10 protein-coding genes and 1 pseudogene are annotated in these 9,795 nt (G+C 61.4%); 7 read left to right on the top strand and 4 right to left on the bottom strand.

The annotated features are described in order from the left end of the window. Together FZ934_RS04705 and FZ934_RS04700 are read left to right on the top strand one after the other, a co-directional pair. A complete protein-coding gene (locus tag FZ934_RS04705) occupies positions 1-792 on the top strand; it encodes a sulfite exporter TauE/SafE family protein (protein WP_153270119.1) in 792 nt (263 codons plus the stop codon). Between the two features lie 110 nt (positions 793-902). Next, positions 903-1,676 carry a DUF4239 domain-containing protein gene (locus FZ934_RS04700; RefSeq protein WP_153270118.1) on the top strand — a complete coding sequence of 258 codons (774 nt, stop codon included), beginning with the start codon at positions 903-905 and terminating at the stop codon, positions 1,674-1,676. A gap of 12 nt (positions 1,677-1,688) precedes the next feature. Here the strand turns inward: FZ934_RS04700 and FZ934_RS04695 are convergent, their stop codons facing one another. Beyond that, on the bottom strand, positions 1,689-2,117 hold the full coding sequence (locus FZ934_RS04695) for a DoxX family protein (RefSeq protein ID WP_281409922.1): 429 nt from the start codon (positions 2,115-2,117) through the stop codon (positions 1,689-1,691). A gap of 487 nt (positions 2,118-2,604) precedes the next feature. On the opposite strand from FZ934_RS04695, the gene FZ934_RS04690 reads away from it, so the two are divergent. From FZ934_RS04690 to FZ934_RS04680, 3 genes are all read left to right on the top strand, one after another. Further along, positions 2,605-3,495: a dihydrodipicolinate synthase family protein gene (locus FZ934_RS04690; protein WP_153270117.1), complete on the top strand. Its 891-nt coding sequence runs from the start codon at positions 2,605-2,607 to the stop codon at positions 3,493-3,495. A 43-nt stretch (positions 3,496-3,538) separates the two neighbouring features. After that, the gene (locus tag FZ934_RS04685; protein WP_153270116.1) at positions 3,539-3,799 is read left to right on the top strand and encodes a hypothetical protein; all 261 of its coding nucleotides are present in this window, start codon (positions 3,539-3,541) and stop codon (positions 3,797-3,799) included. A gap of 95 nt (positions 3,800-3,894) precedes the next feature. Next, entirely contained in the window at positions 3,895-4,200 is a 306-nt protein-coding gene (locus FZ934_RS04680; RefSeq protein ID WP_113361774.1) for a DUF1883 domain-containing protein, read from the top strand. Here FZ934_RS04680 and FZ934_RS04675 read toward each other — a convergent pair. Together FZ934_RS04675 and FZ934_RS04670 are read right to left on the bottom strand one after the other, a co-directional pair. Further along, positions 4,201-5,516 (bottom strand): annotated as a pseudogene (locus FZ934_RS04675) (replication-associated recombination protein A). Next, positions 5,513-6,916, bottom strand: a complete 1,404-nt coding sequence (locus FZ934_RS04670) for a DegQ family serine endoprotease (RefSeq protein ID WP_153270115.1) — start codon at positions 6,914-6,916, stop codon at positions 5,513-5,515. Before FZ934_RS04670 ends, FZ934_RS04675 begins: the two are co-directional and overlap by 4 nt. Positions 6,917-7,053: 137 nt before the next feature. On the opposite strand from FZ934_RS04670, the gene FZ934_RS04665 reads away from it, so the two are divergent. Both FZ934_RS04665 and FZ934_RS04660 read left to right on the top strand, forming a co-directional pair. Further along, positions 7,054-7,440: a YkvA family protein gene (locus FZ934_RS04665; protein WP_153270114.1), complete on the top strand. Its 387-nt coding sequence runs from the start codon at positions 7,054-7,056 to the stop codon at positions 7,438-7,440. Positions 7,441-7,454: 14 nt separating this feature from the next. Continuing rightward, on the top strand, positions 7,455-7,811 hold the full coding sequence (locus FZ934_RS04660) for a lysozyme inhibitor LprI family protein (RefSeq protein WP_153270113.1): 357 nt from the start codon (positions 7,455-7,457) through the stop codon (positions 7,809-7,811). 54 nt (positions 7,812-7,865) lie between these two features. On the opposite strand, the gene ilvD is transcribed toward FZ934_RS04660, so the two are convergent. Continuing rightward, complete coding sequence (gene ilvD / locus FZ934_RS04655) at positions 7,866-9,704, bottom strand: dihydroxy-acid dehydratase (protein WP_153270112.1); 1,839 nt, start codon at positions 9,702-9,704, stop codon at positions 7,866-7,868. Between the last annotated feature and the right edge of the window lie 91 nt (positions 9,705-9,795).

The following is a 9,795-nucleotide window of genomic DNA, read 5'->3' as shown; positions in this document are numbered from 1 at the left end:
ATGTCGCTTGATGCGCTGCTGGCAGACACGGGCGCGTGGTTTACCACGGCCCTGCCGGATCATGGCGTGCTATCGCTTATCGTCATCGCCTTCATTGCGGGGCTGGCACGGGGTTTCTCCGGGTTCGGTGCGGCATTGATCTTCATTCCGCTCGGCGGCGCGATCATCGGCCCAAAGCTGATATCGCCCGCCCTGCTTGTCATCGACGGCCTGGCAACGCTTGGGATGATCCCGCCGGCCTGGCGCAGTGCCAACCGGCGCGAGGTCTTCACGATGGCCGCGGGCGCCATCCTCGGCGTGCCCGCCGGTACCGCGGCACTGGCTCTGATGGATCCGCTTACCCTGCGCTGGGCGATCACGGCCGTAGCGATTTGCCTGCTCGCGTTGCTTGTCTCCGGCTGGCGCTATCACGGCGAACCGCGGGCGCCGCTTACCTCGATGACCGGGCTCATCGCCGGGCTTTTCAGCGGCGCAGCGCAACTCGGCGGACCTCCTGTCGTCGCCTACTGGCTCGGTGGGACGACCGGTTTTGCCCGGGTGCGCGCGAATGTCGTCCTCTACTTCGCGGTTTCGACCTGCTTCAGCGTCGTAAGCTACTATTTCGGCGACCTGTTTGTGCCGGCGGTCTTTGCTCTCACGGTTGTCATCCTGCCAAGCTATGCGGCCGGTCTCTATGGTGGCTCGTTGTTGTTTGGGCTTGCCAAGGAAAGCACCTTCCGGCTGATCTGCTATCTTTTGATCGGCGCGTCGGCCGTCATGGGGATGCCTGCTCTCGACGGCATTCTCCGCTAGTACCGCCCAAACACGCCTCCCCAAACGGTTGACCGGAACGTTTCGTCTCGTTCGTTGATCATGCGCGCGCCTGCGAATACAGTCTGGCCACGAGCGAGCGGGAGATCCTCATGGGCAGCGTCATCCTCTTCGGCATTGCATTCATCGGCGGCACGATCGTCGTTACGCTGGCTTTCTATTTCCTGATGCGTTTCATCATGGGGGCCGACCCGACCGGAAAGGACAGGGAGCTGGCCGGCGCAGTGGTCATGCGCATATCATCCCTTCACGCGCTGATCCTGGCGCTGGTGTTCGCGCAAGAGATGATCGAATACCAGCAACTGAAATTCGAGAGCGTGACCGAGGCGAACGCCGTCGCCAACGTCTATTTCGACGCGGAACGCTACGGCGCCAATGAAAAGCCGCCGATCCAGCAGGCCCTGTTCGAATATGTCCAGATCGTCGTTGATGAGGAATGGCGCAGCTTGGGCACCACGGGGCAGCTTTCGGCCACCGCATGGGCCAAGTGGGATAACGTCTACCAGCGAGTACTGGATCTGACCCCAACCAATGTTCGGCAGCAGAGCATCCGCGATCACATGCTCGCCAATGTGCACGCCATCTCGGACTCCCGAGACAAGCGCGAAAACAGCGGCACGGACTCCGTCAGCAAGATCTTCTGGTTCGCTGCGATCTCTGGCGTCATCTTCATGGCGCTCGGCTACTATCCCTACCCGCCCGACGCACGAAATCTGCTGCTGCTGTCCGTTCTCGGTGCCTTCACCGGCATTATTCTCTTCTTTATCTACGCGTTCTCGGACCCCTACAATCCGCCGGCCACGCTAAAGCCGACGGCGTTCGAGCGCCTGCTGGAGGAACTGGCAAGCCCGCCGCCGTCGGGATAGCTCGTTCCTCCGTCAGCGAGCAGCCAGAAGGGCGCGGGTGCGAAGCGCGAGTGTTTCGCCCGGGCCATGGACTGCGGCGAATAGCAGGCCGGCAAAGAAGGTGAAGTGATCGATGAAGAAGCCGAATTCGGCCTGGTTTCCCGTCCACCGCCCCGGCCCATGGAATGAAAAGGCCAGGAAGAGAACGTATAGGCCGGCAAGCAGCGCTGCTTCGGAGAAGAATGCCCCCGTCAGCAGGGCGAAAGCGAGTGCGAGTTCGAAGAATGCCGCGACCCACGCGAGGAACAACGGCATCGGAAAGCCGGCAGCCGCGATGAAATCTGCCGTCGACTGCATGTCCAGGAATTTCAGCGTCGATGCCATGATGAACACCGCCGCGAAGATGAGGCGCGCGACGAGAATAGCGATTGCCTTACCCTTCTCCCTGCCCGTAAAGGGCACCCGTTTGATCTCTGGCAGATGATGCCTGTTGCGTCTTCCCTACAAGGACGAACTGCCTGGCGCCTTGCCGACAGGCCTACAATCTTTTTCGCAGGTGCCGGGAAATGAAACCCTCGACGCTAGGCTCGCAGGACGTTCGCGGTTTGATTCAAGTCGTTCATCTATCGATTCCGGAAACAGCCTGAACCCGTTGATCTCGGAGTCCTTTGACGCGGCGAGGCCCGCATCGGCGTTTATGCGATTTCTATTTTCCGCGGCGCGCAGCGGAATGGATTCCCTACGGCCGCCAGCTGTAGCCTTTCCTCATGATGCACGAGGTGAACGTCATGAGAGATTTCATTTCTTCGAGCTTGCAGATCGCACGACCGGATAGGCGCATGCCGAAACGGCAAATGCGCGAAAGGCGGACGGCCCAGGCTCTGGTCATCTTCGGCGTCGTACTGGCGGCGGTAGAGCTCTACGTGATCCTGGCCGGGTTCTGACGCCAATGAGACCGAACAGCCTCCTTCGTCTCGGCGCCGTCACGACTGCGTTGGTAACGCCATTCCGGGGCGACGCCGTCGACCTTTCAACGCTTGAAAAGCTCGCCGTCAGGCAAGTGCTGTCAGGCGTCGGCGGCCTCGCCGTCTGCACAGTGACGGGCGAAGGCCCGACCCTTTCGATGCTCGAGCGCTCGGCCGTCCTTCAATGCTGCATGAGAGCCGCCGACCGTCGCGTTCCGGTGCTCGCCGCGACCGGCACCAACTGCACACTCGAGACAATAAGGCTCACCCAACAGGCCGAAGCCCTTGGCGCAGCGGCAGCGATCGTGACCGTCCCTTACTATTCAAAACCGGGGCAACGCGGTATTCTCCACCATTTCCAGACGCTTGCGGCGGAAACCAGTATTCCTGTCATCGTCGACGACAATCCGGCACGCTCTGCAAGCAGCCTTTCGCCTCAGACATTGGAGGCGCTTGCGACAATCCCCTCGATCGCCGGCGTGATCGGACATGGAATACAGCCTCCCTCGCCTGCATTGCGCGAGCGCTTCCTCTTCCTTTCCGACAGAGACGACACCTCGCTCGCCTTTCTAAGCGGCTACGGCACCGGCATCATCTCGTCCGGCGCCAACGTCCATCCGCGATTGTTCAACTCGCTCCACAATGCCGCCCTCGCCGGCAACATTCCCGGCGCTTTGGCCCTTGAACGGCGGCTGCATCCCCTGACGCAAATATTGGGCGATCAGGCACCGGCTCAGATCAAGTATGCGCTGCGGCTTCTCCTCGATGTCGATGCGACGGTTCGGCTGCCGATGGTAGAGCTCGATGCCGACGAAAGAGCCGCGGTCTTCGACGCACTCACCTCGGCTGCGGAAACCCGCCCTCTCGCATCTTGATGCGACTACATCCCCCTGCATCCACACCATGAAAGGAACCGAAATGCCCCTCCACCATCATGCTCGCCGTTTCGCCGCAGCCAGCCCGAAAGCGCTGCCGCGTTTCACGATCGGCAGCAACAGCGCGGGTCGCTGGGTCGTCAACGATCGGGAGGGGCGCGTCGGCGGGATATTCGTCAGCCGGGATGCGGCGCTGCATTTCGCCGTCGAAGAATGCGACCACGATCTCAGCCAGATCTCGTTCGCGCCGGGCGAAACCGCACTCCGCCTCATCGCGGGCAGTGAGGATCCGATCGTCCATTAGCGCTTTCGCGGAAAAGCGGGCGGAAGCCTCAAAGGCCAACTCTTCGTTAACCGAAGATTGCTAGCGTTTGTCGCAATAGACGACGGACGCCCCCAATGCCGAAACCCAATTTTCGCTTCACCCACTACGACCTCAAGGAACAGCGAGCTGGGACGATCATCGAGGTGACGCTGTCTGCCGTGGCGAATGTTCGCTTGATGACGGCACCGAACTACCAGCGTTTTACCGAAGTGCTCGATTTCAAGTATGTGGGCGGCGTAGCGCGCAAATCGCCGGTAAAGCTGTCGATCCCGGAGAGCGGCCACTGGCATCTGGTGGTCGACATGGAAGGACATCATGGTCTGGCGGAGTCTGCCGTGAAACTGATCGCGGGCCCTGGCGGCCAGATGCGGGCCTCCTGATCAGCGCTGATTGCGCTCCTTGCGAAGCTTCGCCCACCAATCCAGACGCTTCCTGATATCCCGCTCGAAACCGCGTTCCGGCGGGTCGTAGAAGGTCTGGCGTCCCATCTTCTCCGGAAAATAGTCCTGACCTGAAAAGGCATCCGGCTCGTCGTGATCGTAGCGATAGCCTTCGTTGTAACCTTCATCCTTCATCAGCTTCGTCGGCGCATTCAGAATGTGCTTCGGTGGCAGAAGCGAACCATTTTGCTTGGCAGCCATGGTCGCGGCCTTGAAGGCGGTGTAGACGGCGTTCGATTTCGGGGCGGTGGCGAGATAAACGCAAGCCTGTGCGAGCGCCAGTTCCCCTCCGGAGAGCCGAGATAGTCGTAGGCATCCTTGGCGGCGTTGCAGACGACCAGTGCCTGGGGATCGGCAAGACCGATATCCTCCACGGCCATGCGCACCAGCCGGCGTCCGAGATATAGCGGATCCTCGCCGGCGTCGAACATGCGCGCGAGATAATAGAGCGCGGCATCCGGATCGGACCCGCGGACGGACTTATGCAAAGCAGAAATCAGATTGTAGTGCCCGTCCTGCGCCTTGTCATAAACAGGCGCCCGGCGCTGGACGATCCGCGTCAGGCCCTCCGTGTCAAAGGTCTCACCCTGACGGACAGCGCGCCAGACCTCTTCGGCAAGGGTCAGTACCGCGCGACCATCGCCGTCGGCCATGCGGAGCAGGCTGATCCTCGCCTCCGGCGTCAGCGGCAGGGATTTCTGCTCGGTTGCCTCGGCCCGCTTCAATAGCTCTTCTAGGCTCGTATCATCATGCGACTTGAAGGTGAGGACACGGGCACGCGACAAGAGAGCGGCATTGAGTTCGAACGACGGGTTCTCGGTCGTGGCGCCGACAAGGATGACGGTACCGTCTTCCATGACCGGCAGAAAACTATCCTGCTGCGCGCGATTGAAGCGATGGATTTCATCGACGAAAAGCAGCGTCTGGCGCCCGTCCATGCGGCGCAACCGCGCGGACTCGAACACCTTCTTGAGATCCGCGACACCGGAAAAGATCGCCGAAATCTGCTCGAAGGCAAGACCCGCCTCGCCCGACAGTAGCCGCGCGACGGTGGTCTTGCCGGTGCCTGGCGGGCCCCAGAAAATCATCGATCCCAACGAGCCGCTTTCGATCATCCGCCTGAGAACGCCGTCATCACCGGTCAGGTGTTCCTGACCGGTGACTTCACCAAGCGTCTGCGGGCGAAGCCTGTCTGCAAGCGGTCGCCGGTTGGCGACCTCCTGCGGAATGCGCGGCGCGAAGAGATCGTTGCTCATCGGAAGAACTGCCGGATGCGCTGACCGTCACGCTCGATCTCGACGCGCCAGAAATTCGGCCCCTGACTGGCGACCGATTCCAGTTCCTTGGTGGTCTTCACCTCGGAACCGTTGACGGAGACGATGATGTCCTTCGGCTCGAAACCGAGGCTTGCGGCAACCGATCCATCCTTGACCTCGGCAACGACGACACCGCTGGCCTCCGACGCCATCCGCAGCTCGTCGGCGACACGCGGCGAGAGATTTTCGACGACCGCACCCGTGAACGGGGAATGGCCACCGATGGTCCGCTGGTCTCGAGGCGCGGTTTCCGGAGCGCGTGCAAGGGCGAGATCGACCTGCTTCTCCTTGCCGTTGTCGACCACGGTCAGCTTGGCCGAATTGCCGAGACCCGCAGTCGTGAGGCGATAGAGCAGCGCGTCGGGATGTTCGACGGTGACGCCGTCGACGGCCGTGATCACCTGCCCTGGCTTCAGGCCGGCCTTGGCAGCAGGGCCACCTTCGCTCACCTTGACGACGATTGCGCCGCGCGCCTTGGCGAGGCCGAGGGCGTCGGCAACCTCAGATGTGACGGCATCAAACGAGGCTCCCACATAGGGGCGCTCGAAAGCCTTTACACCGGCGTCGGCGGAGGCAAGAAACACCTTCACCAGATTGGCCGGGATGGCGAAGCCAATGCCGTTCGAGCCGCCACCGCGCGAAAAGATCGCGGTATTGATGCCGATCAGTTCACCCTTCATGTTCATCAAGGCGCCGCCGGAATTGCCGGGATTGATCGAGGCGTCGGTCTGGATGAAGAAGCCGAACTCGTTCTTGACGACCTGATTGCGGGCCAGCGCCGAAACGATGCCCGACGTCACCGTCTGGCCGACACCGAAGGGATTGCCGATCGCAAGCACAAGATCGCCGACCTCAACGCCGTCGGAGTTGGCGATCGGCAGCGTCGGGAAGGTTTCCTTGGTGTCGATCTTCAAGACGGCGAGATCGACCCGGTCGTCCTTCAGTACGACCTTGCAGGGAAATTCCCGACCGTCAGACAACGCGACCTTGATATCGTCAGCGCCATCGACGACGTGGTTGTTCGTCACGATCGTTCCGTTCGCCTCGACGATCACACCGGAGCCGAGCGAAGACTGTTTCTCGCTGCGGTTCGGCATCTGCTGGCCGAAGAACTGCTCGAAGAAGGGGTCGCCGGCAAAGGGCGATTGCCGGCGCACTGTCTTTTCCGCATAGACATTGACGACGGCGCCGGCGGTCTGCTTGACGAGCGGCGCAAAGGAGAGCTGCATCTCCAACTGACTCTGCGGCACGGTCTTGGCGGTTTGCGCAATGGCGGCAACCGGCAGCGCGAGCATCAGAGCCACGAGAGGCAGGGCTGCGCGCTTTAGCAAGTCTGGCATGGGAAGTCCTTTTGAAATTCTCTTGTGAAGACGTTGTAGCGCCGGACGCTAGAAAGGAAAGAGGGCGGAAGGATGGAAGAATACGGCAAGGCGGGACGACGTGAAGCGCTTGTGAAGTTGAGTCAAAGACGATTGGTATGCATCTGATAACAAAGATCAAAGCATGGACGAAGTCACTCAAGCGTGACATCGTCGTACTCTGGCTGGCGGCGCGCGACAACCGCGTTCCCTGGCACGCCAAGGCAGTCGCCGGCGCTGTCGCCGCCTATGCGCTTTCGCCCATCGACCTCATCCCGGATTTCATTCCGGTGCTGGGCTATCTGGACGATCTGGTGATCGTGCCTCTCGGGATCATGCTGGCCATCCGCCTGATCCCTCCCACAGTGATGGCAGACCTTCGGGCTCAAGCGACAAAACGACTGGAGCGTCCGTCGGGACGAGCCGGCATGATCTTTATTCTTGCCGTTTGGGCGTGCTGCATCATCTACATGTGCCTGCTCTTTCTGAGAGCCATTCGTAGTTGAACAGGAAACCATGCATGATCTCTCGTCGAAATATTGCCTTGACGCTGACAGGCGCTTCCATGCTGCTGTCCTTGTCTACAGTCACCCACGCCGCCAGCTTCGATTGCGAGGCGAAAACGCTGCAGCCTGACGAAAAGGCGATCTGCGACAACCGCCCGCTCAACGATGCCGACGTGAAGATGGTGACGACATTCGACCTGCTCTCCGGCCTGATGGCGATGGGAGCGCGCGGCACGCTTCAGGACGAACAGACCGCCTGGCTGAAGAAGCGACAGGCTTGCGGCGCCGACACGTCCTGTATCAAGGCGGCCTATGACGAACGGCTGCTGCAGCTGGACGCGACCTACAAAAAGATAAACCGGCCGCTTTGAGGCGACCGGTCCATATGAGCAGCTGACTCTTAATCAGCGGGTCGAGATCGCCGTTCAGCGACCGCCGAGGTCACGCACAGCGCCACGGTCGGCGCTGGTTGCAAAGGCGGCATAGGCTTTCAGCGCGGTCGTGACGTTGCGCTTGCGGACTTCGGCCGGATGCCAGCCCTTCTCCTCCTGAGCGGCACGGCGCGTGGCCAGCTCCTTGTCATCGACCCGCAGGCTGATGGTCCGGTTCGGGATATCGATGTCGATCATGTCGCCATCGCGAACAAGGCCGATCGTGCCGCCATTGGCCGCCTCAGGCGAGGCATGGCCGATAGAAAGACCCGACGTACCACCGGAGAAGCGACCGTCGGTGATCAGCGCGCAAGCCTTGCCGAGGCCCTTCGACTTCAGGTAGCTGGTCGGATAGAGCATTTCCTGCATGCCCGGACCGCCCTTCGGACCTTCGTAACGGATCACCACAACATCGCCGGCGACGACTTCATTCGACAGGATCGCCTTTACGGCCGCGTCCTGGCTCTCATAGACCTTGGCCGGGCCTGAAAATTTCAGGATCGATTCGTCGACACCTGCGGTCTTCACGATGCAGCCGTCGAGCGCGAGGTTGCCCTTCAGAACGGCGAGGCCGCCATCCTTCGAGAACGGATGCTGTGCATCGCGGATAACACCCTTCTCGCGGTCGAGGTCGAGTTCTTCCCAGCGAGAGCTCTGGCTGAAGGCAACCTGCGTCGGAACGCCACCCGGTGCGGCGCTGAAGAGATCGAAGGCAGCCTTGTTGTCGGTGACCGCGACATCCCATTGGGCCAGTGCTTCGCGCATGGTCGCAGCATGGACGGTCGGCAGGTCGACATTCAGCAGGCCGGCACGATCGAGCTCGCCGAGGATCGCCATGATACCGCCTGCGCGGTGAACGTCTTCCATGTGAACGTCGGCCTTGGCAGGCGCGACCTTCGACAGGCAGGGAACGCGACGCGACAGACGATCGATGTCGTCCATGGTGAAATCGATTTCGCCCTCATGAGCGGCTGCCAGAATGTGCAGGACGGTGTTGGTCGAGCCGCCCATGGCGATGTCAAGCGCCATGGCGTTCTCAAACGCGCCCTTGCTGGCAATGGTGCGCGGCAGAGCGGTCAGATCGTCCTGTTCGTAATAACGGCGGGCAAGTTCGACGACGCGACGACCGGCTTCAAGGAAGAGTTCCTTGCGGTCGGAATGGGTGGCGAGCGTGGAGCCGTTTCCAGGCAAGGACAAGCCCAAGGCTTCGGTCAGACAGTTCATCGAGTTTGCCGTGAACATGCCGGAGCACGAGCCGCAGGTCGGGCAGGCCGAGCGCTCGATGACGGCAACATCTTCATCGCTGATCTTGTCGTCGGCGGCAGCGACCATGGCATCGACGAGGTCGAGCGCGACCTTCTTGCCATGCAGGACAACCTTGCCGGCTTCCATCGGGCCGCCGGAGACGAAGACCGTCGGAATATTGAGGCGGAGCGAGGCCATCAACATGCCGGGCGTGATCTTGTCGCAGTTGGAGATGCAGACCATGGCGTCGGCGCAGTGGGCGTTGACCATGTACTCGACGCTGTCGGCGATGAGTTCGCGCGACGGCAGCGAGTAGAGCATGCCGTCATGGCCCATGGCGATACCGTCGTCGACGGCGATCGTGTTGAACTCCTTGGCGACACCGCCTGCTGCTTCGATTTCGCGGGCGACGAGCTGGCCGAGATCCTTGAGGTGGACGTGGCCGGGCACGAACTGGGTGAAGGAGTTCACCACCGCAATAATCGGCTTGCCGAAGTCCGAATCCTTCATGCCCGTTGCGCGCCAAAGGCCGCGCGCACCCGCCATATTGCGGCCGTGGGTCGTGGTTCTGGAACGATAGGCTGGCATTGGCATATTCCTTACGTGTCGGAAACTGTCGGCGACGCGGGGGCGCAGTGCTAGAAGCGGCCAGGCTATCGCCGTATTTTGGAATTGTCCT

This window comes from Rhizobium grahamii (assembly GCF_009498215.1).
GTDB classification, from domain to species: Bacteria; Pseudomonadota; Alphaproteobacteria; order Rhizobiales; family Rhizobiaceae; genus Rhizobium; species Rhizobium grahamii_A.
Note: the sequence above shows the minus strand (reverse complement) of the source record. Positions and strands in the feature narration are given on the sequence as shown.